Here is a 23,573-nt window from a genome sequence, read left to right on the forward strand (position 1 = left end):
TCGAGATTACGAGTCAAAATGACAAAAGGTCTATGGATTATACAGCATTCATCCATTGGTAGAATAGAATGTGATGTCAAATTACTTCACCTTAGTGGTTTGATATGTTCGATTTGATGCGAAAATAGCTCGAGATTTGTGTAAAATCAAGGGGTTTGACAACAAATCTACCATCATATGAGGGACAACAGGAAATTCTACAATGTTTTTAAGAGTGTTGAATTAGAATAGTTTTCGAACAACTTCAAGCTACATAGAAGAAGTTTATCGAAAAAGGAGACATGCGATGAGCAGAAGAGAAGAAGATTGATAGAGCATTGTAGAAACTTAGCTTACATTGAATAGTATAAGGAGGAGTAGTATGCAGTCTAAGCCCATTCGACGCAGATTGATGTCACTATCGGTTGTCTCCACGTTATTCCTATCCACTGTATTTCCCGCAGTAGTCTCCGGAGCAGAGGCTAGCACCAGAAAGTTTGACCCTTCCGTGTTTAATGTAGATCAGAACAAGCTGAATTCTCTTCTCGATGGTGTCACATGGAATAGTGGCAAGAAACAAGAAGCATTAGAAAGTGCTGGTCAGAATGCTAGTAACGGTTCAAAGATTCAATCCTATTCACAGAGTGAAAATTCCAAACGAGCTTCCTCAGTGATTGTACCTCAAAATTATGTTCCAGAATCAGACGGTACAAGCACGATTAGTGTAATCGTAGAGTTATCAGAAGAGCCGATTGCTCTCTATGAATCTAAGTCTTCTCAAAGTTTAAGTTCGGCAAATAACAATCAGCGCAGCCTCATTCAGAAGCAGCAACAGACTTTTGCCTCTGCTGCCAAAAGGCTTAATGCTACGCTGAAGACACCATACTCCGTGGTTTTCAACGGATATGCAGTAGATATCCGGGCTGATCGGGTCGAAAGCTTACTAGCGATTCCCGGTGTCAAAGCCGTTTACCCGGATAACGAAGTGAAAGCTACCCCAATAAACAGTATTACTCCGAATATGGATGAAAGTGCCCCCTTTATTGGTTCAGATACGTTTTGGGATATCGGTTATGACGGTACAGGCATCAAGGTAGGCGTGCTGGATACAGGGATCGATTATGAGCATCCAAGCTTAGCTGATGCATACAAAGGCGGTTATGATTTCATCGACAATGACGATGATCCTTATGAAACTCCGCCCAATCCGAATGATCCTGAAGCTGCAACAGATCATGGAACACATGTGTCCGGGACGATAGCCGGCCGCGGTAATCCGCTAGATCCAGAAAGTGGAACCGGCTGGGTGAGGGGTGTAGCTTATGGAGCTGATTTGTATGCATACCGTGTGCTCGGCCCAGGTGGAAGCGGTCCGACTTCAGGCGTTATTGCGGCGATTGAGCAATCGGTTGAAGATGAAATGGATATCATAAATCTGTCTCTGGGAAGTGAAATGAACAACGAATTCGATCCCGCTTCCGTTGCGCTTAACAATGCAGCTTTGGCTGGAGTCGTAACTGTAGTTGCCAATGGTAATTCGGGACCGGATGATTATACGCTTGGTTCGCCGGGAGCTGCCGAAATACCAATCTCGGTAGGTGCTTCAACTCCACCTCTCAATGTACCAACGGTTGACGGCGAAGGACTTATCACCTCTTATGGCAGCCTGATGACGTTCTCTCCGGATTTATCCTCACTGGATGGAGAATCAATAGAGGTCGTTTATGCAGGTCTTGGAACAGTAGATGAAACAGAAGCGGTCGATTTGTTAGGAAAGGTCGCTCTTATCCAAAGAGGCAGTATTTCCTTTGCTGAGAAATCTGTAAATGCACAGGCTGCGGGTGCTGTAGCTGCCATTATTTATAATAATGAATCAGGGAACTTTGGTGGAACCTTGGGTGCACCAGGGGATTATATCCCGACTCTAAGTATATCTCTTGAGGATGGTACAGCCTTAAAGAGTAAGATCGAAGCTACACCTGGTTATGAAATTACATTCGGGATTGACTTGCAGCAGGACTTAATGGCAGATTTCAGCTCAAGAGGTCCAGCTCTTCCTAAGTACGGTATCAAACCGGATATTTCAGCACCTGGTGTTGCAATCCGATCTTCCATTCCAGCCTACGGAGGGGATTATTCAGAAGCTTATGCGGACTTCCAGGGTACAAGTATGGCTACACCACATGTTGCGGGAGCAGCTGCCCTGCTGTTGGATAAGGATGCCAGCTTAACTCTATCTGAAATTAAAGGTTTAATGACCAATAATGCGCTTAAACTGAGTGATCTAAATGGTAACCGGTATGAGCATAACATTCAGGGGGCCGGCCGGCTTGATCTAGAGAGCACCTTGGAAGCGAAGTCAGTAGCCTTGGTTCAGGAGGAGACAACGGCAGTAGAGTCGGGAGATGAAACTCCTTATGAAACCGGACTATTAAGCTACGGAATACTGGATGGAGGATCGACATCAACCAAAACGCTTGAAGTTAGCGATATCGTGGGTGAAGCATCTTCCTACACTGTATCCACAGAGTGGTACGGTACGGCTCCTGGTACGCTGAGTGTTAGTGAATCCAGTATTACTGTTCCAGTGAACGGACAAGCTTCGATTGATGTAACGATTGCAATGAATAATGGGATAGCAGATGGAAATTACGAAGGTGAGATTATCTTGACAGAAGCAGGAGGTCACCAGCTCCAAATTCCGGTCTATGTATACGTTGGTGAGCCTGTTGAAATTCCTGTCGTATCTGATGTTGCAGTTGACCCGCAATTCTTCTCTCCAAATGAAGACATGCTTTCTGATTATACAGATATCTATTTCTCTGTTAATTCCGAAAATAGCTATGTATCATTGGATGTTTATGATCTAACTACTGGTGAGTGGGTCGCGGTCATTGATGAAACGGAGGGCGGACTTGAACCGGGAGATTATTGGATCCCGCAATGGGATGGAACGGTAAATGATTATGGTCCGGAAGATTTCAAACTTCAAGATGGTATCTACGCTGTTGCACCATTCGCATTCTCTAATGGTGAATGGATCGAATTATTAGATCAAGCGTATCCCTTTGTTTTAGATACTGAAGCACCTGTGTCATCTTTAAATGATCCAGAAATTACTGTTGAAGGTAATATCGGAACGATTCGTGGGCGAATTGAATCTGACCTTATGGTAGATGCCTTGGGAAATTATTCAGGTATTGTAGTAGAAGCAGGTTATCTTCTAGATGGAGACTGGGAATATACGGTTGGCTCGATCTCGGATAATGGTGAGTTTACTATTGAAGTGCCAATTGTAGAAGGTCAAAATGAATTTGAAGTCTACGTATATGATTATACAGGAAATGGGTTTATTGAACCGTCTCATCTTGTCAGCTACGAAAGTGACGGGGAAGAACCTGGCGAACCAACTCCGGGCGAAATCTCCTTAACGGTTGATCCTTCCGCGGATGAAGTGGATGTCAATGAATCCTTCAATCTGGACATTGATTTCTCTGAAGTGGAAGATCTCTATTCTGCTCAGTTCAGCTTGACGTATGACGAGGATTTGATAAAAGGTACAACGGCACCAAGCGTTGTTCTATCAACATACCAGGAAGAGCAGAATCCGGGCGTAACACCTTACGTCTATGAAGAAACAACGGCACTCGGTAATGGGCTAGCGAAAACAGACTATGTCATTACTCTGGTCGGACTGGAGTCTGGATATACCGGTGAAGGAGCACTCGCATCATTTAACTTCGCTGGCGCAAGTGAAGGTGAGTACGACTTCGAGTTATCGAATGTTCGTGCACTGAACAGTACATCTGCAGATATTGCCGTCGGTGATGTAACCGGAGCGTCTGTAACGGTAACAAGTGATCCTTCACCAGGTCAATACTCCATTACAGGCAGCATAGATGCCGAAGCCTTTGCTGACAGTGTCGATTACAGTGAGACTTGGTACCAAGGTGCGGATGGCGTGCACAAGGTCGTTGTGGAAGCTGTAGATGGCAACGGTACTGTAGCTGGAGTGGGAACAGTTCGAGCTGACGGCACGTACACCATTGAGGTTCCTGAAGGAACTTACACGGTTCGCGTTGTTGTTCCTGGTCACATTACGGAAACAGCAGGCGTAACCGTAGATGGCAACGAAACATTGAACTTTGGTCCGCTGACAGCGGGTGACGTTAATAATGACGGTGCTGTGAATCTCGTGGATCTGCAGCTTACAGCCAAAGAGTTCGGTAAGACAAGAGGCTCTGCATGGGCAAATGCCAAGGCATCTGCTGCGGATATCAATCGCGACAGTGCAGTAGACCTACTGGATATCTCTTATATCATCGGTAACTACGAGCTGTAATTGTTAATCTTAGTAATAATCAATTTCATAACTCAATAAAAAGGTGAATTTGAAACTATATATAGACAAATCAAATCATTTTGATCTATATATACCGCAGTAAGCTGGAGGGAGGACCACAAGTCCTCTCTCCTTACATATTAAGAAGACAGGAGCTGTACTCTTGATGATCAAATCTCCGATATCGAAGAAATTAGCCACGATTCTACTGGCAAGCAGTCTAGTATTTACTTTAAATGCTGCAGCGATCTTCGCTGCAGAATCCACAGCAGTCACCAAAGCCGCGAGCAGTGGCTCTGAGCTTCCAATGGTTCGACTTGTTCCGTCCTCTTACCATGTCAAGTCAGGAGATATCGTTGAAGTTGCGATCTGGCTGCAAGGCTTTACTGGGGATTACAGCAAAGTACAGGGCTATGAAGTTCACTTAAATTTTGATAAAGCACTCCTTGTGCCTGTAGAAGGGGAGACCAAGCTTACTCCAAGTGTATTTAAGAAATCGAGCAATCCGATGAGCCTGCTAAATAAAGTGAATTCGTCAGGTACCGTGCAAATTGCCGAGGCGATTACATCGAAGAGTGCCAAGCTGTTTACGGGATATGGGAAGGTAGGGACGGTTAAATTCCGTGCTGTGAAGGCGGGATCAGCTAAGCTGAGTCAATCCAAGTCCATTATTATTCAGCCCGATAATCCAGGAATCAACATTGTCCATCAGGTGAATCATCCTACAATTACGATCTCAGCAAACGGTGCGGGAACAGGTAAAGTGAATGAAGTGGTTGAGACTGTAGGGGATAAGGCTGAGAAAAAGGTCAGTCTGCCGACGAGTAAAGAGATTATCTCGGGGTTTAAAGATCAGTCGGCATTAACTAAAGTCAAATGGGCAGAGAATGCCATCATCAGTCTGGCAGCGAGTGAAGTGCTTGTCGGTACGAACGAGGGTAACTTTGAACCGCTCCGGCATATGACAAGAGCGGAGTTTGCGAAAGCGGCTGTTACTGCGCTCGAGCTGGATATGACTCAGAAGATAGTGCCTTCCTTCTCCGATATCAACACGACCGATTGGTATTATGATTATGTAGAAACGGCGGCAAGCTACGGACTGATTCAAGGGTCAGCCAATAAGAGCGGAGCAATCCTGTTTAAGCCGAGCTCACCGATCACAAGAGCTGAGATTGCGGCTATTTTAACAAGATACCTAACTGAAGGAGACAGTAACTCTAGTGTCCAAACCGCTCCATTTACAGATATTCAGAGTCACTGGGCCAAATCCTCCATCTCTTATTTATACAACAACAAATTAATTCAAGGTAAATCTGAGTCTAAATTTGCACCAAATGACATGGCAAATCGTGCTGAGGTCAGCGTTATGCTGAACCGGATTCAAGATCTGGCTGATTAAATGTTTTACTCCTGAAAATTCATATGATCTTCCGTCTGCTTCTTAACTTCTAAGGAGCGGACGGTTTTTTTTGATACCTGTAAATTTCCGTGTTACGATATGATATGGGCTAAACGAATGCAAGATTGAAGCAGCCCGAATATACATAGACAGATGGAGGTAACAGGAGTGAGCCAGCAATTAAGTCAATTTGAACCCATGTATCGGTATATCGAACAGAAAGTACAGGCTGGGGCATGGCCATCTGGTGTACTTGGCATCACAGACAAAGAGCATACCATTGATCTTCGGTCTTATGGTAATCATGAGAATGGAACAAAAATAGACAGTACCAGCACTTATCCGGTATTCTCCATTACCAAGCCCATGTTTGGACTAGCCATTATGCAATTATGGGAGCAGGGCTTGCTGCATCCAGCACAGCTTATAACTGAGCTTCTCCCTGAGTTCGGTGAACAGGGTAAAGACAAGCTTGCCTTGTGGCACTTGCTGACCCACACGTCAGGACTCGATGAATCCTATATGGCAAGATGGGCTCAAGGGAAACTGGAAGCAGACGGGATGAATCATGCTAAGATCTTTACATCACTCGTATCCAGTACGTTGACGGCGGCTCCAGGCACGGCAGTTAACTACAACAATATTGCATTTACGGTTCTGGCGGAGATCATTGAGAGAGTCAGCGGAATGACCTATGAGAAATACTTGAAAACACATATTTTTGATCCGCTGGGCATGAAGGATACCGGCTTTGGTGTACCTGGAGAGAATCAGTCCAGAATGGCACCAATTGGAAGCTTTGAAGCTATAGCCGGGCGAATGGACCAGCTGATGAGTGCTAAGCTGCCTTTTGGCGGCTTAATCAGCACGGCGGATGATCTGATGATCTTTGCGAAAGCGATGCTGAATGAAACGAGATATGCCGAGGACAAGCGTCTTCTACAGCCGCTGACCTTCAGACAGATGACTACACCGCAGACACTTCATATTGCCGAGGTGGAGTCAGATTACGGATATGTATGGAAAATGCCTGCTCGTCACAAAGGGTACATTGAACGAGATATTTTTGGTCACAACGGAATCGGCGGCTGCATGGTCTGGGTCTATCCGAAGCAAGGGTATGCATTTGTGCTGATGACAGCGCAGCTGGCCAAAACGGTGGACAACATTCATGTGCACAATGTATTCTGTTCCTGTCTGAATTAGTAGAGACAACATGTAACCCGGACATCCCTTCGTAATGAACGAGAATTTTAGATCGATGTTTCGATAAAATAAACAAGGACTGACGGATTTCCGCCAGCCCTTGTTTGGTTTATACAACGTGATTATACTTCAGATCTATTAGTGCTCCAACAGCTCAACCGTTTCTTTAAGCGTATCCTTATTCCCGACATTACCAGGGAAGATGATGTAAGGGATGTGTGGGAACCTGCTCTCCTCACCTGTAATCCAGACCGGAACGCCGGGTTTGATCTGACCTGCAACGGTAGCACGCTGTACTTCAAGTCCCTTGGTTCCAATATCGCTTGACGTAATGCCGCCTTTGGCTACGATGTAGCGGGGGCGAACCTTCAGCTGCTGGACAATACTTGTTACCGCATCGGATATTTTTACCGACTGCTTCAATTCTTCATACTTCATACCTTCTCCGAGATCCAGTCGTTCACGGCGAGTATATACGGTACTCGTCTTGCCGGATGCAATGGCTTGCTCGGCAGCGGAGATGACACGCTCTGTTTCCGCTGCGAACGCCTTGTCATCGGTAACGAGATGTACGTCAAATTCGATAAAAGCGATATCCGTCAGTGTTTTTAATTGTTCAAGCTGCTCGGTTGTTTTTTGGACATGTGATCCGACAAGAATGAGACCGCCTTCATTAGAAGGAGAAGGAATTAGCTCTTCCCGGCTCAGCAGCGGCTTGTCGCTGATTCCTCCAATGACTTTGGTGAAGGAAGCCGCTGTGCGGAACATGAAATTCTTTCCGTTTCGAATCGCACGAATCAGAGCAATAGTAAAGACCTTCACGTCTACATCGTCAACGGCATTCACCACGACTTTGTTAAATTGTTGGACCTGCATTAGCTGCTCTACAATCGTATCAATGTCTACTGCACGCAGTCGATCCAGAGCAATGTAAGTGGTGTCCTTGGACAGGTAAGCGCCTTCTGATTTCTCCTCAACCCATTCACCTAGATGAGAGCTCGCATAACCAAAGGTTCGATCCTTGGCAAATTCAGTTTCGCCAGCAGGAACTAACTCCTCACCATACTGTACATAATGAATGTTGTCGATCGTATAACGTCCGCCTGCCTTGAAATAAGGAAGAATGACTTCTCCATCAAGTATTGCTCCAGACTCCGCCTGAATCGTATCCTTTAGTGTATCAGTCTCCAGTGGATAATGGCCTCGTAATGTAGAATCACCCCGGCTGATCAGGAGAAAAGGCTTGTTAAGCTCTTTAGAAGCCGCGACCGCATTGCGGGCAATTTCCTTGTGAACCTCTTCCGTCTCCGTTGCCACCATGGCACGCGAGTTCGTCAAGATGAAGAACATGGACTGCTCCTCTCGAAATCCACTCCGCATGGTGGACAAAGACCAGTCCGTGTATACCGATATGCCGTGGACGGTCTGCACACCTGTTGGATCATCGTCCAGAACGATTATTTTACGGTCTAGCTCTGTAAGTTCCTTGGATAGAAGCTGTTGTACCATCTCGTCATCTAGTGAAGGAAGATGATCAAATATTTCGGCAGCCTTCCGTTTCTCTGTTGTTCCACTCATCGTATCCACACCTTATCTATATATTGTCGTGTTTTTGCAAAATGGGTCTTTATTAAGTTAAATGCCTGGCAGAATTCCGCTGAACAAGCTTAATACATACACTGTCGCAAGCGCTGTCAATCCTGCTATAAATCCACCAAGTGTCCATACCTTCAGCGTTTGGGTAACGGTCAATTTACCAAACCGGTTGACAACCCAGAATCCGGAATCATTCGGGAGTGATAGGCCGATACCACCGGCACAGATCGCAAGTCCAAGAAGGATAGGAGATACACCAAGGTCAGTAACGAGAGGTCCCATAATACTTGATGTAGTTACCAGAGCTACAGTTGAAGATCCGAGTGATGCCCGCAGAATCTGTGTGAATATGAATGCCAGCAGCAGTACAGGAATGCTCCAGCTCTGCATGGTCGTAATCAGATAGTCACCAATTCCGCTGTGATTAATGACCGCACCGAATGCGCCCCCAGCACCGGTAATCAGGATGATCATACCGCCTGTTGCGATGGCTTCCGTGTACAATTTGCCTGAATCCTCTGCAATATAAGGCCGAAGCAGGACAATTGCAGCTAATACACTGATCAGCAGGGCAACGTTCTTGTCTCCAAGAAATCCGAACAACGTTTCAATGAATGTCCCAGGAAACAGCATTTGAGAAATGGTGTTGGCAAGGATCAGTACGATGGGAAGTGCCAGCATACCGAAGGACATCGCTGTGCTGATTTCCTTCCGTGGCAGTTGCTTAACTTCTTCCTCAATAGTGATCTCTTCTTCCGTCTTGATCCTTTTACCAATAAACATTCCATAGATATAGCCCCCAACGAGTGTAGCTGGAATGGCTACGATAATACCGTATAGAATAAACAGACCTAAATCCGAGCCTGTATTCTCTGCCACAACCATCGGCCCCGGCGTTGGCGCGATCATATTGTGCGCGGTAATCAACCCGACTCCGAGAGCGGTTACAAAGGTAACGATCGAGATTCCTGTTCGTGAGGCAAGACTCTTAAGCAGTCCGCTCAAAATGACAAATGCAGCATCAAAATAGACGGGAATTGAAACTACGGTACCGGATAAAGCCAGTCCTGCAGGTGATTTTTTAATACCGAATAATTTCAGCATGGAGCTTGCAATTTTCTCGACGGCACCAGATGCCCCCAGAAATTGACCGAATATAACACCAAGACCGATTAATATACCGACTCCGGTCAGTGTGCTCCCGAAGCCGGAGGTAACGACACCGGGAACCTCCTTCATCGGAATCCCAATGGCAATCGCGGTTGCAAATGCAGTGAAAGCGAGAGCCAGGAACGGCTCAACCTTCCACTTGATAATAAGAAGAAACAGAAATGCTAATGCGATCAGAAAGACGACGATCAGCATAGGTCCTGTTAACATGTTATTTCCACCTTTACTAGAAGATTAGGATAATTTCTACGCCTTGCGTACTTCTACACCAGCCAGCTTCTCATAATATTGCACAATCCCCCCATGATCATCAGCTTGTTTGCCATCCTTCTTAAGGGACTCGAATATATGCTTCACGTGTTCAGTAAGAGGAAGTGACATTTCGAAGGCATCAGCTGTCTCCATCACATTGGTCAAATCCTTCAAATTAATGTCTACACGACCTCCAGCTTGGAAGTTGCGTTCGATAATCATTGGAAGCTTCGCATCTAGTACAGCGCTTCCAGCAAGTCCGCCGCGAATAGCCTGATACATTTTCTCAATGTCAATGCCGGCCTTGGCTGCCAGTACGAGAGCCTCCGACATGGCGGCAATGTTTACATTTACCATAATTTGATTCGCCAGCTTGGCTGTGGCGCCGCTGCCGCTCGGACCAACCCAGGTAATATCCTTACCCATGCAGGCGAGAATGGGTCTAACTTGATTAAATGCGTTTTCATTTCCACCCGCCATAACAGACAAGGTTCCATCAATCGCTTTAGGTTCTCCTCCGCTGACCGGTGCATCCAGCATTTCGATCCCTTGCTTCTTCAAAGCGTCAGCAATTTCTGTCGCAGTGACAGGCGAAATGGAGCTCATATCGACGACGATCGAGCCTTCCTTTGCTCCGTGAATGATGCCGTCTTCACCTAAAATGACACTTTTTACAATCGCATTGTTCGGAAGCATCGTTATGATGATATCGCTTTCAACTGCGACCTGTTTAGGAGTGAGCCCAGTGTCTGCCCCAAGTCCCTTCAGCTCATCCACAGCCGAATGATTTAGGTCATTGACGATGATGTTGTACCCCTTCTTTAATAGATTCGCTGCCATCGGCTTACCCATGATCCCTAGTCCTATGAAGCCAATTCTCATGATGATTTTCCTCCTTGTATGATCGTTTGACCATTATTTTGTAATAGGTTGGTCTTAAGATTTCGCAATTTCAAATGTATTGTACACAAAAAGTTCAATAATGTACACAATAATTATAAAAATTGTATACAAAAAATACTAAATTGAATACAAAATCTAAGTCGTACTTGCTTGATTTTGGCGATTTTGCTTTTATTAGAACTGATTTTCCCCTATAATGAAGGTCAGATTCCCATTTATAGAGGGTTTTAAGAGGATGAAAAGGATGAGTACTTGATATGGCAAAGCAAGGTTTACAAGCGGCGTACATCCATTGCTATGAGCAAATTAGAGACAAAATATTGAACGGGGATCTGCCTGGCGGGACGAAGCTGGTGGAGGAAAGACTCGCTGAAGAGATGGGGGTTAGCCGAACGCCCGTTAGAGAATCCATTCGGAAGCTGGAACAAGAGGGGTTAATTAAACGCAAGCGTGTGGTTAGTCCGACGGATGAGGACCTGCGGCATATTTTCGAAGTACGGATACTTCTAGAGGGGTACTCGGCTCGATGTGCAGCGATCTACATGGATGAAGCCTCACAGAAACAACTTCAGCAGTGTATTGATAATGCACAGCACGGTAATGTGGTCGAGACGATGGAAGCGAACAAGCTGTTTCATGATATCATTGTCAAGGCAAGCCGCAACCCCGAGCTTATTAACATTATTGAGCGCATGCAATCCATCATCTATTTGTTCCGCAGAGCGGTCGTCCATTATAAGCGCCCGTTTTTGATCGAGGAACACCAGCAAATTCTGGATGCCATTATGGCCCATAATGGGGAAGAGGCCGAGAGGCTGATGAAAGTTCACCTTGAAGCTGATCTTAATTTCTATCTGCATTTAAGCAAGGATTGAAGGAGTAGCCGGTCATCAATAATGCGATGCTCATAACATGAGCACGTACTTCGGTTTTTTTGTAACCGTTTACCATTGAGCTCGTTTCCTTTAAAATAATTGTATATTGGATATGGCTGAAAGCCTGTATCACCAACTGATTTGAATCTGCATACAGCTATTATCAATAGACAGGGGTGATGGATGTGAGGGTACATGAATTCATCGTGCAATCCGAATACGTTCAGCAGGAACTCATTCAAATCTCGAATTTGGCTTCAAGCTTTGTCTCACAAATTATCATCACGTACACAGACCACAACGATAATGAGCATGTGATTGATGTGAAGAGCCTTCTTGGGATGATCCTGCAGCCCATTCATGCGGGAACGAAGATTCGCTTGTCCACGAGAGGGAAGGATGAGCTCGAGGCACTTGAAACGTTGATCGAATGCTTCAGCAGGGTTCCAGGAATGGAAGCATAACATGAGATTCATATCGTAAAAGGTTAAAGCCTGGAGATACATTTTCCAGGTTTTTTTGCTATGTTCAGATCCTTGTTGAGGCCTTGTCTATTGTTCGGATAAAGACCGCGATTATCAGGTTTATCCCATGAAATTGAGTCATTTTCGATGAAAGCGGGTATGAAAGTTACAGGTAACTTGCTTGGAAGAGCGGAATTTCAAGCATTATAGAACTATATAAATTAGAGAACAGCGAAACTTTTACTGGAAAGGGGATCACCATTGAGTAAACTTATTTTTGTATCCAATCGTCTGCCTGTCACTGTCAAGAAGAACGAGTCGGAACTCACCTACAGTAAGAGTATTGGTGGGTTGGCAACAGGACTCAAGAGCTACCATGAACAAGGAAACAGCGTTTGGGCCGGCTGGCCGGGCATCTCTAGCAATGAGCTGTCTGAAGAGGAGAAAGGGTCCATTAACACGGAACTGACAGAACAATATAACTGCCTTCCGGTTTTTCTGTCTGAGCCAGAGATTGATCAATATTATCATGGTTTCTGTAACGAAACGATCTGGCCTTTATTTCATTACTTCACAAGCCATACGGAATACAGCATCGACACTTGGGAGGCCTACAAGAGAGTTAATCAGAAATTCTTTGATGCACTGGATGAGGTCATTGAGCCTAATGATACGATATGGGTGCATGATTATCAGCTGATGCTGCTGCCGCAAATGATTAGAGAGAAATACCCGAATGCCCAAATCGGATTTTTCCTCCACATTCCTTTCCCTTCCTTCGAAATATTCAGATTATTAATCTGGCGTGAAGAGATACTTCAGGGATTGCTAGGTGCCAACCTGCTCGGCTTCCATACTTATGATTATGTTCGGCATTTCCTCAGTACAGTACGTAGAATACTCGGCGTGGAACACAGCTTGAACAAACTCAGCTATGAGACACATACCGTACAGGTCGAAGCATTCCCAATGGGAATTGATTATGATTATTTCTCCAAATCGAGTACAGCTGAGCTGTCGAGTGAACTGGTGAATTTTGTAGAAAGCACGCGCAGCATCCAGAACATTCTGTCTATTGACCGGCTGGATTATACCAAGGGTATTCCTGACCGAATCAAAGCCTTCAAGCGGTTCTTGACGAAATACCCGGAATATCACGAGAAGGTTCGTCTGAATCTTATTGTTGCACCTTCCCGAGTGGAAGTGGAAACCTATGACACGTTAAAAAAACATATCGAAGTGCTCGTCAGTGAAGTGAATGGCCAGTTCGGTACGGTGAATTGGATGCCCATATGGTTCTTCTTCCGCACATTCAGCCAGGATGATCTAATTGCCTTCTATCGCCATAGTGATGTACTGCTGGTCACACCGCTTCGGGACGGTATGAACCTGGTGGCGAAGGAGTATATTGCTTCACGCAATGATTATAAAGGGATGCTGGTGATGAGTGAAACAGCAGGAGCGGCAAGCGAGCTGGGTGAGGCTGTCATCGTTAACGCGAATGATCACGGTGCGATTGCTGAAGGACTTAAGACCGCGCTTGATATGCCAGATCATGAGAAGATTGAACGCAACAAGATGATGCATCATCGTCTCTCCAGATATAACATCAATTTCTGGGCGGACGAATTTATTACCGCTCTGCAGAATAGCGAGACAGAGGCCCTGCAAACCAAGCCGATGCTCGATGTCTCTGATTCTTCTGCGATAAAAACAGCATATACGGATGCAGAGCGTCGCCTGATCCTGCTCGATTATGATGGGACCCTTGTCGGCTTCAAGCCGACTCCGGACCAAGCAAAACCGGATGAGGAACTCAGACAGCTGCTGGCGAACCTGTCGCAGGATCCGAAGAATACGGTGGTCATCATTACAGGCAGAGATCGCGGCGTCATCGAGAAATGGCTCGGTGATCTGAACCTTCATTTGATTGCCTCCCATGGTTTGTGGTTTAAGCAAGCTGGTGAAGAATGGATCAAGACCATTAATGTTGATAATGAATGGAAGGACAGAATTCGCCACATTCTCGAAATGTATACAGACCGGATGCCAGGCTCGCTGATTGAAGAGAAGGAATTCTCGCTAGCTTGGCACTATAGACAGTGCGAGCCAGATGTCATCGCGCTTAAGCGGGATGAGCTTAGAGAAGCGCTGCTATCGATCACGCAGTCCATGAGTATTGGTGTGCTTGAAGGAAACAAAGTATTAGAGGTGAAGGACAGCCGGATCAATAAGGGACACGGGGTTCATTTGCTAACCCGGGCCGAAGCCTTTGATTTTATTATGGGTGCGGGTGACGATTATACAGATGAAGACATGTTTAATGCGCTTCCGGAAGAAGCGTTCTCTATAAAGATCGGTTCCGGCAACACAAATGCTAAATATCAACTGAAAACAAATAAAGAATTCAGAACACTGCTTAAAAAGCTTGAGGAACTAAGCGATACAGCTCAGTTGCATCCACAACAGCAGCAATGAGGAGGAGAACAACATGAAAATTCGTAAAGCCATTATTCCGGCAGCAGGTATGGGGACTCGCTTCCTTCCGGCAACCAAAGCGATGCCCAAGGAAATGCTCCCGATTGTAGATAAACCGACCATTCAATATATTGTAGAGGAAGCTGTTGCTTCCGGTATTGAAGATATTATCATTGTGACTGGGAAGAGCAAACGGGCCATTGAAGACCATTTTGACAATTCATTTGAACTCGAGCATAATCTGGCCGAACAGCATAAATGGAAGCTGCTGGATGAAGTGCGCAAATCGTCTGAGATGGCAGACATTCACTACATTCGTCAAGGCGAACCGCTTGGGCTTGGTCATGCGATATGGTGTGCCCGTAAATTTGTTGGCAATGAACCCTTTGCCGTCATGCTAGGAGATGACATCGTTGAATCCAAGGTGCCTTGTCTCAAGCAGATGATGGATGTATATGAGAAGCATGAATCTTCCATTGTCGGCGTACAGCCGGTGCCTTGGGAGCAGGTCTCGCGTTATGGTCTCGTGGATGGTGAAGAGCTGTCAGAACGAGTATACAAGGCCAATCGTTTGGTGGAGAAACCGAAGCGAGAGGACGCCCCGTCCAATCTGGCCATTCTCGGTCGTTATATATTGACGCCGCGTATTTTTGATATCCTGGGTGATATTCCTGCCGGGGTTGGCGGCGAGATTCAGCTGACCGATGCGCTCGCTAAACTAGGCCTCGAAGAGGATCTAATCGCTTATCATTTTGACGGAACTCGTCATGATGTGGGCGAGAAGCTGGGCTTCATTCAAACCACGATTCATTATGCCATGCAGAATGATGAATTGAAGGATGACCTGGCGGTTTATTTGAAAGAAGTTCTGAAGCGCAGCGAATCATTTTAATTGATCTTGCTTGTAGCCATTCTATTAGTAATATGTAATGCATATGAATACATCAAATGCTGTTAGGTTAACGCCTCATTTGCCGGTGTATCTCAGACCTTGTCTATAAGAGAGGGCAGGAGAACGGTGCAATGAGGCGTATACTGCTGTATGGAGAATATACTAAAAATAGCCGCAAATATCGGATTTAGATTATACTTGATACGATGATCATTTGACCGAGTAGGAGGAAGCAGGAGTTTGATAGAGTCAGAGAAATATGAGCACTGGCCACTTCCCGCAGGGCTGGCTGCTCTTGATATAAACGTCCACGCTCGTGAAATGCTCCATATAGGTCTAGAAGGCAGGAGGGTAGAGCGTCTGATCACAGATTCCCCCACAAGCTATATCTTAAAGCAGCTTTCTACCGATACAGTATTTACTGGAGAGAGCTGGGCATATGCTCGTGTGCTGCCTTATCTCCCTTCTATGTATCCAAGGCTGATCGCTCATTCCGAAGGAGATCATCAGGAGGATATCCCTTGGCTCCTCTTCGAAGATGTAGGAACCCTGGAACATAATGCCGATGAAGCAATGCTTCTACAGGTTACGGAATGGATGGCAATATGGCACGCTGTACCACTAGCATCCTATCCTGAGCTAACAAGTTATGGTCAGAAGCCGGGATTAGCTTCAATACTGTCCAACCTGATGTCGAAGAAAAGTATAAGTATGGATTTGCTGCGAGCGTTAGGGAGTGTTGAGAAAAGTATAGACTACTTTTTTCATCTACTGGAGAGTCACGGTTTCTCACAAGCGGTAGTATATTCACATGGAGATCTGCATCCCGGTAACTTTGGAAGAACTTCTTCCGGCAGAATTGTTGTGATGGATTGGGAGCATAACCACCGAAGTACGCCGATGTGGGATTTATATCATTTGCTTGACATGCCGCATCCACTCTTTCCAAGGAAGACGGATCCCCAAACTCGAGAAAAGGTCCTTGATACATATTTAGAATTGACCAGATCCAATGGAACAATCTATGATAAAACAGCTTTTAAGAGAGAGTATATGCTCTTCGCTGCGGCTTTTTCATTATGGATGCTGCACTTGATCGAAGGAGATTTGCAGGACTCTGATAGCATCTGGCCCCATGATAAGCTGATAAGACAACGGGAAGAAACGAGGCAGACGATACTCGGCATATTTGGAATTTTACGATAAAAAACGACAAACAGCCCCTTGTGTGCTTATGGATAGGAGGCTGTTTGTTCGTCTTTATAATTTAATCCGTTTTACTTGGATGTAAGTTCTTTTTCTATTTCACTAATGATCTCATAAGCACCATCTGATTGATTAGAACATACAACCGCATACAAGGATTGATCCGGATAGATGAGTGCACGAAAGTTTATGCCAGGATCATACCCCATAAGCACATACTTCTCGATCTCCCCCATATCTTGATTCTTCGTCATCCAGAGACCATATCCATACGCTGTGCTCTCACTCACTTCTACATGTGGAGTTAAGATTAGTTCGGTAAGCTTGGTAGACAGCAGGCTCCCTCCCAATAACCTTTCGCACAGCTTCATCATATCATCAACAGTTACATAAGCACCGCCGTCTGAACCTCCTCTCGCGGGAAGTGAGTAGATATTGGTCCGATAGCCCTGATCAGTATCTATGTAACCAAGTGCAGTTCGATCAGGCAGTGCATCCATTTCAAAATAACCTGAATCATTCATTCCAGCTTTCGCAAAAATATGCTCTGCTACGTATTCCTGAAAAGCCATTTGGCTTACCTTTTCTACGATTAATCCAAGCATGATGTAACCTGCGTTATTGTAATGAAATTTACTGTCTGCAGAATGCTTCATTTGCTCATTTTGGAACATGGGCAGAAAATCCTCAAGGTGACGAATATGATACATGGGTCGCTTGATCCATAGCTCTTCAAAGTCTTCCATGAGGTCTTCATCAAAATAATCGGGGATACCAGAGGTATGCGTCAGTAACTGATGCACGGTGATGCCCGGATCAAAATGAGGAAAGGAGTAAGAGCCGAGGCATTCGTTAATCGTTGTATTAAATTGAATTTCCCCTATATCCACCAGTTGGCAGATCGCGATGGCCGTAAACAATTTGGAGCCAGAGGCGATGCCGTAACGGGTATTCCATTGATTTAATATAAGGTCTGAACGGTTTGCGTAACCGTGTCTGAGCTTAAGTACATCCGTGTCGTTTGATTTGACGTAGATGCTTCCTGAAAAATGATGTTGTTCCATCCGTCGTTGAATTCGATCCTGCAGCGTGGTGTTCATTTGATTGATCTCCAATCTAAGTAAGAGTATTCATTCATGTTAGCATGGTGAGAGCCGGCATGGTGGTGCTAAATCAGTATAATGGTTTTTTACAAGATTCAATCTGGCAGTTACTAATTAGACCTATTGGCTCAAATTAACATTTCGAAGAAAGATACGTCGTGTTTTGTATAGATCTGAGAAGCACAAACAGCCGCTGGTACACTTATTTGTACAGTGGCTGTTTGTTATATCTAATTATCTTAAAAGGCTACAGAACACCAGATAAGCTGCCGCTATTAGCAAACAAGCGGTCGATTCGCTGTTCAACAGCCTGATCCAGAATGAGCGGAGGGGCATGATGCGGCTTGGTTCTAGCATCAATGATGACATTGTCACAACCCCAATGCTTATAGGAATATCCCGAATTCACTCCGTAAATATCATGAGAAGGATTGCTTCTGGTAAAGGTGGCCCATAAGAAATTATCAATGGATTCACTTAGGAAATTGCTGTCATCACACAAAATAATGAGCGGACAGCCCGGCATGTCTCCGCGCATATGGACCGCGTTTGTCAATTCATCGAGCTGCTGTGCTGCATCTGCATAGCTGCTAAAAGCAGGTCCTTCCAGTGCCACAACTCCTGGCAACACTAGTCTAGGATTATCGAAATTCCGGAGCCCTTGAAGCTGTTCCGGAGCTTCCATACAGAGCGCGCGCTTCTTGTCACCACATGCGGCGAAGACCACTTTGCTTCCTTGATTCAGGCCGCTGCCTGAGTAGTCCAGCGTATCAATCGTTGTATTGGTCTGAAAATGAATATCTCGCTTGAGATCAATTCGCTCAAGTATGTATGAGAAAAATTCGGATACATGATGTGTACTGATCGGCTGTTCTTCCTCTGCGGCAATGAATAAGTACTTAGCAAGACTGAGCTGTCCCGTGCCAAGAATCCGGTTCGCGATCGTAAGCAGCTCTGCCGGCTGCTTAATCTTGGTGTAAGGAGTGTACCGTTCTGAACCGATCGCCAGCAGAAGAGGATGGACTCCTGCCGCATCGACAGCGTGAACCTCTTTAACTCCGGGGACCTCCTGCTTAACTGCACCTCCGGTTAACTGGTGAATGAGCTCTCCGAATGCAGTGTCTTCCTGCGGAGGACGGCCAACGACAGTGAATGGCCAAATTGCATTATGCTTGGCGTAGACCTTCCGAACACGCATCAGTGGAAACGGATGAATCAAGCTATAGTAGCCTAAATGGTCTCCGAACGGACCCTCCGGCTTCGTATCATCGGGATGAATCTCTCCAGTAATGACAAAATCCGCATCATGACTGATACAGAATCCGTCCGCATCATATCCATATCTAAATCTTCTTCCAGATAATAGACCTGCGAACAACAGCTCACTTAATCCTTCAGGCAGCGGCATAACCGCAGAGAGAGTATGTGCTGGTGGTCCACCGATGAAGATGCTGACCTTAAGCGGCTCACCTTTACGATTTGCTTTATGCTGATGAATTCCGATTCCGCGGTGAATTTGATAATGCAGGCCAATTTCTTCATTTGCGGTGTAGTCATTTCCTGTAAGCTGCACACGGTACATACCCAGATTGGCTTTCATAATGCCGGCCTTGTCTGGATCTTCTGTGTACACCTGAGGCAGTGTCACGAAGGCTCCTCCATCCATGGGCCAATGCTTGATTAATGGAAGATCGGTTATTTTAATTTCCTTGAAGCCTGACATGCTGCTTCCCCGTTTGAGGGGCAGGGCTTTTATTGCCGAAGTCGCCGCGCCGACATGACGAAACGGATTTTTTAGTGCTTTCATGGGATCATTGCGGAGTGCGATAACATTCTGCGTTGAATCCCAGGTCTGGCGAAACATAAACTTGCTGCGCTCAATGGTTCCAAACAGGTTGGAAACCGCCCGATACGGCGAACCTTTTACATTTTCAAATAAGAGAGCGGGTCCCCCTGCTTCAAATACTCTCAGATGAATGGCGGACATTTCGAGCTCGGGATCTACTTCTTCCCGTATCCGAATAAGATGTCCGTGTCGCTCCAAGTCAATTAAACATGATTCCAGTGTTGTGTACATTAAAATAAAGTCACTCCTAGCTGAGCCTATTCTACATGTTCTGACTATATAAACCGGAAATGAATGCAATAGCTCTTCCCTTAATAGTACTTTCCAGCCATTAAATACTCAACTTCATATTGATTAATTCGCTGATTTGTCAAAATAAGATGATTCCGACACATGCAGAGAGCAGGATGACCAATAGTGGATGAAGTTTATATTTTATAATAGCGAAGAAAGCTGCTGCCGCCGTGAGCAGGGTGGCAAACGTACTCCATTGAAAAATGCTGTCACCATGTCCACTGAAGCCGAAATGGATGGCTGCGTAAACAATCAGTCCGGTTATGATAGGGCGAAGTCCGTAAAACGAGGATTGTACTAGAGGATTCTTGTTGATCTTGAAGAAGAAGGCAGCGATCAGTATGACAATGAGCAAAGAAGGGAGGATGATTCCTATTGTTGCCGTAACCGCCCCCGTCATTCCCGCGGTATGATAGCCTATTAGCGAAGCGCTGTTGGTAGCGATCGGGCCAGGCGACATTCCAGCGAGAGAGACAATTCGTTGAAACTGTTCTGCGGGGAGCCAGCTATATTTTTCAACCTCATATTGAACCATTGGAATAACAGCGTAGCCTCCTCCGAAGGATAGAAGTCCAATCTTCAAAAAAGTAATAAACAATTCCCAGTACAGCATAGTAAGTCTCCTAAATGTAATATTCGATCGTTGCTGAATGTTCTGAAGCCGATTTCTTCTCGGTTTGTACCATCATTCCAAGTCTTCTCTTAACAGAGATGATGACCATCCCGAGTACAAGTCCAATCAGGATCATCAAAGTCGGATTAATGCTCGTAGCCATTAATACAATCAGAGATGCGGCTGCAATGGTGATCGTGGTGCGGTCAAACAGAGCGTTCTTGCCCATTTTGTATGCAGCGACGGCAATCAGACCGATAATCGCGCCGTGAATTCCCTTCATAGCGGCCTGCACCTTCGGTTCATGCTGAAAGGCAGAATAGATGCTGCTTAGAATAAAAACAATGACAAAGGTCGGAAGCGTAATCCCGACAGTGGCGGCTATAGCTCCTGGCACTTTACCTATTTGATACCCGATAAAAGCGGAAGCATTAACTCCAACACCACCCGGAGCGGATCCAGCCAAGGACATTAGATCATTCATTTCCTGTCTGCTGATCCAGCCCCGTTTCTCCACAATCTCTCGTTCAAGCACGGGAATCATTGCATATCCACCGCCAAAGGTTGAAGGTCCTATTTTAAAGAAAAGCCAAAATAATTGAAAGCATCGTTTAATTGTGTTTTTCACGCCTGAAGTCATGATGAGTCTTCACCTCTTGTTGACTGAATATATCGTCATTATAGCATCTTTTTGTCAAAATGAAATTAACTTGCGGTTAATTAACTTTTTATAGCTAGTTTATCACGACTATAAGCCGATTAATTTGTGAAAAATAAGTAATCTTTATTCTAAATTGGTATAAACTACCGGACTGAACTCAAATGGCGTTAATTCGTGAAATCCACATTCGCAGATTGATGCTATAATAAATGGGCGATGTGAATAAAGCGTTCACAGTCTATTCATCAAAGGAGAATCGTTGATTTATGCGTTTTTTTTCATTCCTGGGCTCATTCCTGTCCGCATGGCGAGATTATCCAGCAGAAATAAATACGGTGCTTGGGGATCGATATGTCAATTTGCAGCTGCTTGGTGAAGGAAGCTATGGCATGACATATAAATGTCTAGATCAGAAGAGTGGAGCAATCGTTGCACTTAAGCAGTCTAGACCCAGCAAGGGGGAATATGCACAGCATTTGCTGGCAAGAGAGAGGAACATACTTCAGGCGCTCCGTCATCCGCAGATTCCTGAACAGCTTGATTTTTTTAATGAAGGCAAGCACACCTATCTTGTCATGACCTATGTAGAGGGAGATACACTCGAGGATCTAATCTTTGAGCAGGGCCGCAAATATGATGAAGCTTCTTGTATTGAAATGACACTCATGCTGCTGGATGTAGTCCAGTATATTCATAAGAAAGGGTATGTTCATCTGGATCTGCGAATTCCGAATGTGCTATTTCAGGATGAGAGACTTAGCTTAATTGATTTTGGCCTGGCACGACAAATCGGCGAAGCACCGCCGCAAGGGATTCAGAAGAATCAAAAGAACCGAATGAAGCCAAAGAAGACACGGAAGACAAGGTGTACACAGGAGTTAAAAACGGCCAATCGGCCCAAGGCAGCCAGCAATAGCCATTCCTATGCAGCGCAGATCAAGCTGGCAGAGGAGCAATCCGACCTTGCAGATATTGGACATTTTATGCTGTTCATGCTGTATTCGAGCTACGAGTCCGCGGATGGCACAGATTCTGAACGGAGCTGGCAGGAGGAGTTGCCAATCTCGCCCGAGTTACAGAAGGTTATCGAACGGCTGCTTGAGCTGAAGGAGCCATATTCAAGTACCGATGAATTCATGAATCATTTACATGTTCTTAAACAACGTCATTCCTCTGAGTAAAGAAAGCTTTTTCTATAGAAAGGATCTTACATCATGACCCTATTTTTAAACATTTTGCTGAACAACGTCATCCCCTTATTTCTAGTCATGGCTGTAGGTTTTATCGTCAGACGAACGAGAGGACTTGATGTCAAAACGTTATCAAACATTAACTTCTATATCCTGTCTCCGGCCGTTGTCTTTAATCTCTTATATACGACAGACATCACCATGTCTTTGTTTGGGCAGGCCATAGGCTTTTTCTTTATTTTCATGCTGCTGCAATATGTCGTATGTTCTGTCTTTATCAAAATCCGTAAGCTGGAGGGCGGAATGCCTGCTGCACTGCGTAACAGCGTACTGTTCGCCAATAGCGCAAATTATGGACTTCCGATTAACCAGCTTGCCTTCTCAGGTAATCCGCTGACGCTTGGCGTACAAGTCATTATCCTTATGCTTCAATCCTTCATACCGAATACATATGGAATTTACAGTGTCAATGCTCACCGTGCCAAGCTGAAGGATATTTGGAGAACGATCGCGGGACAGCCTGTGATCTATGCCATTCCCGCAGCTCTCCTGCTGAGGTTCCTTGAAGTGCCTCTTCCGAATAGCATCCAGACACCGCTGAATTATTTATATACTGCATTTATTGGCATGGCACTCTTGACGCTCGGTGTGCAGTTGGGAGCGATGAAATGGACTTTCGCGAAAAAGGGCAGTACGAATGTAGCCATTTCTGTGTTTCTAAGACTCATTGCAGGTCCGCTGCTGGCCGCACTTACCGTATGGATGATGGGGATCGACGGGCTGGTTGCCAAGGCCTTAATCGTCTCATCTGCGGTACCGACATCACTCAGCAGTATGATTCTCGCCGTACAGTTCGATAATGAACCGGAATTTTCTTCTCAAACGGTCTTTTTTTCGACACTATTGAGTACGCTGACAGTAACGGGAACGATTGCAGTCCTGCAAATTTAATCTCATTGAACAGCCGACTTCCTATGCGGAAAATAAGGACTTATGACCAATGTTCGAAAGGACCTGCATCGTATACAATAGGGGAACATACATACCTATATCTCCATGGATGAGTATTCACTTCAGAATTTCGTTTAATTCGGTTTTATGAAA

The 23,573-nt window shown here is 45.2% G+C and carries 17 protein-coding genes; 10 read left to right on the forward strand and 7 right to left on the reverse strand.

The window, feature by feature from the left end:
- Positions 1-361: 361 nt before the first annotated feature.
- The 3 genes from ACFQ3J_RS04150 (at position 362) to ACFQ3J_RS04160 (ending at position 6,926) form a co-directional block, all read left to right on the forward strand.
- Positions 362-4,321 carry a S8 family serine peptidase gene (locus ACFQ3J_RS04150; protein WP_285849941.1) on the forward strand — a complete coding sequence of 1,320 codons (3,960 nt, stop codon included), beginning with the start codon at positions 362-364 and terminating at the stop codon, positions 4,319-4,321.
- A 166-nt stretch (positions 4,322-4,487) separates the two neighbouring features.
- A complete protein-coding gene (locus tag ACFQ3J_RS04155) occupies positions 4,488-5,720 on the forward strand; it encodes an S-layer homology domain-containing protein (RefSeq protein ID WP_251581683.1) in 1,233 nt (410 codons plus the stop codon).
- A 168-nt stretch (positions 5,721-5,888) separates the two neighbouring features.
- Positions 5,889-6,926, forward strand: a complete 1,038-nt coding sequence (locus ACFQ3J_RS04160; protein WP_251581311.1) for a serine hydrolase domain-containing protein — start codon at positions 5,889-5,891, stop codon at positions 6,924-6,926.
- A 138-nt stretch (positions 6,927-7,064) separates the two neighbouring features.
- Here ACFQ3J_RS04160 and ACFQ3J_RS04165 read toward each other — a convergent pair whose 3' ends face one another.
- Genes ACFQ3J_RS04165 through garR form a run of 3 tightly spaced genes read right to left on the reverse strand, consistent with a single transcriptional unit; the run spans position 7,065 to position 10,826 of the window.
- Positions 7,065-8,504: a four-carbon acid sugar kinase family protein gene (locus tag ACFQ3J_RS04165; protein WP_251581312.1), complete on the reverse strand. Its 1,440-nt coding sequence runs from the start codon at positions 8,502-8,504 to the stop codon at positions 7,065-7,067.
- Positions 8,505-8,561: 57 nt separating this feature from the next.
- Entirely contained in the window at positions 8,562-9,902 is a 1,341-nt protein-coding gene (locus ACFQ3J_RS04170; RefSeq protein ID WP_091157312.1) for a GntP family permease, read from the reverse strand.
- A gap of 36 nt (positions 9,903-9,938) precedes the next feature.
- A complete protein-coding gene (gene garR, locus ACFQ3J_RS04175; RefSeq protein WP_091157299.1) occupies positions 9,939-10,826 on the reverse strand; it encodes a 2-hydroxy-3-oxopropionate reductase in 888 nt (295 codons plus the stop codon).
- Between the two features lie 278 nt (positions 10,827-11,104).
- Between garR and ACFQ3J_RS04180 the strand changes: the two genes are divergently transcribed.
- From ACFQ3J_RS04180 to ACFQ3J_RS04200, 5 genes are all read left to right on the forward strand, one after another.
- Entirely contained in the window at positions 11,105-11,722 is a 618-nt protein-coding gene (locus ACFQ3J_RS04180; protein WP_251581313.1) for a GntR family transcriptional regulator, read from the forward strand.
- A gap of 185 nt (positions 11,723-11,907) precedes the next feature.
- Positions 11,908-12,186, forward strand: a complete 279-nt coding sequence (locus ACFQ3J_RS04185) for an HPr family phosphocarrier protein (RefSeq protein WP_091157294.1) — start codon at positions 11,908-11,910, stop codon at positions 12,184-12,186.
- A gap of 261 nt (positions 12,187-12,447) precedes the next feature.
- The gene (locus tag ACFQ3J_RS04190) at positions 12,448-14,664 is read left to right on the forward strand and encodes a bifunctional alpha,alpha-trehalose-phosphate synthase (UDP-forming)/trehalose-phosphatase (protein ID WP_251581315.1); all 2,217 of its coding nucleotides are present in this window, start codon (positions 12,448-12,450) and stop codon (positions 14,662-14,664) included.
- A gap of 13 nt (positions 14,665-14,677) precedes the next feature.
- Positions 14,678-15,556, forward strand: a complete 879-nt coding sequence (gene galU, locus ACFQ3J_RS04195) for a UTP--glucose-1-phosphate uridylyltransferase GalU (RefSeq protein ID WP_251581317.1) — start codon at positions 14,678-14,680, stop codon at positions 15,554-15,556.
- A 240-nt stretch (positions 15,557-15,796) separates the two neighbouring features.
- Complete coding sequence (locus ACFQ3J_RS04200) at positions 15,797-16,762, forward strand: phosphotransferase (protein WP_251581319.1); 966 nt, start codon at positions 15,797-15,799, stop codon at positions 16,760-16,762.
- A gap of 71 nt (positions 16,763-16,833) precedes the next feature.
- On the opposite strand, the gene ACFQ3J_RS04205 is transcribed toward ACFQ3J_RS04200, so the two are convergent.
- The 4 genes from ACFQ3J_RS04205 to ACFQ3J_RS04220 all read right to left on the reverse strand — a co-directional run bounded on the left by ACFQ3J_RS04205 (position 16,834) and on the right by ACFQ3J_RS04220 (position 21,258).
- Positions 16,834-17,862, reverse strand: coding sequence for a serine hydrolase domain-containing protein (locus ACFQ3J_RS04205; RefSeq protein WP_251581321.1), 1,029 nt, complete (start codon positions 17,860-17,862; stop codon positions 16,834-16,836).
- Positions 17,863-18,112: 250 nt separating this feature from the next.
- Positions 18,113-19,942: a UbiD family decarboxylase gene (locus ACFQ3J_RS04210; protein ID WP_251581323.1), complete on the reverse strand. Its 1,830-nt coding sequence runs from the start codon at positions 19,940-19,942 to the stop codon at positions 18,113-18,115.
- Positions 19,943-20,081: 139 nt separating this feature from the next.
- Complete coding sequence (locus ACFQ3J_RS04215; RefSeq protein ID WP_091157276.1) at positions 20,082-20,618, reverse strand: chromate transporter; 537 nt, start codon at positions 20,616-20,618, stop codon at positions 20,082-20,084.
- A 10-nt stretch (positions 20,619-20,628) separates the two neighbouring features.
- On the reverse strand, positions 20,629-21,258 hold the full coding sequence (locus ACFQ3J_RS04220; protein ID WP_251581325.1) for a chromate transporter: 630 nt from the start codon (positions 21,256-21,258) through the stop codon (positions 20,629-20,631).
- Between the two features lie 287 nt (positions 21,259-21,545).
- Between ACFQ3J_RS04220 and ACFQ3J_RS04225 the strand changes: the two genes are divergently transcribed.
- Both ACFQ3J_RS04225 and ACFQ3J_RS04230 read left to right on the forward strand, forming a co-directional pair.
- Positions 21,546-22,460, forward strand: coding sequence for a serine/threonine protein kinase (locus tag ACFQ3J_RS04225; protein ID WP_251581327.1), 915 nt, complete (start codon positions 21,546-21,548; stop codon positions 22,458-22,460).
- A gap of 33 nt (positions 22,461-22,493) precedes the next feature.
- Entirely contained in the window at positions 22,494-23,420 is a 927-nt protein-coding gene (locus ACFQ3J_RS04230) for an AEC family transporter (RefSeq protein ID WP_251581329.1), read from the forward strand.
- Positions 23,421-23,573: the final 153 nt, after the last annotated feature.

Source organism: Paenibacillus provencensis, from assembly GCF_042678545.1.
GTDB lineage: Bacteria > Bacillota > Bacilli > Paenibacillales > Paenibacillaceae > Paenibacillus > Paenibacillus provencensis.